Source organism: Pseudomonas sp. HY7a-MNA-CIBAN-0227 (assembly GCF_040310325.1).
Classification (GTDB): domain Bacteria; phylum Pseudomonadota; class Gammaproteobacteria; order Pseudomonadales; family Pseudomonadaceae; genus Aquipseudomonas.
Window position 1 is genome coordinate 1 of the sequence record NZ_JBEOPT010000341.1, and the last position, 240, is coordinate 240.

The following is a 240-nucleotide window of genomic DNA, read 5'->3' on the forward strand; positions in this document are numbered from 1 at the left end:
CGGCAATGGCGAAAACCGGGCGTCGATGTCGTCGTCTTGCAGTTTCCAGTCTCCGGCAATGCGTCCATCGAGTACACCTGCCGCCAGATCTGATTTTTCCTGCTGCAGGTGCTGGATTTTCTCTTCCACGGTGCCGCGCGCAATCATCTTGTAAACGAATACAGGCTTATCCTGACCAATTCGGTGTGCACGATCAGTGGCCTGGTTTTCAGCCGCCGGATGCCACCATGGGTCGTAATG

At 55.4% G+C, this 240-nt stretch carries 1 protein-coding gene; it reads right to left on the reverse strand.

Annotated elements, in window-relative coordinates; all coding sequences use genetic code 11:
• Positions 1 to 240: DEAD/DEAH box helicase (locus AAEZ06_RS28190; RefSeq protein ID WP_350617505.1), on the reverse strand; the 240-nt coding region annotated here is incomplete at both ends.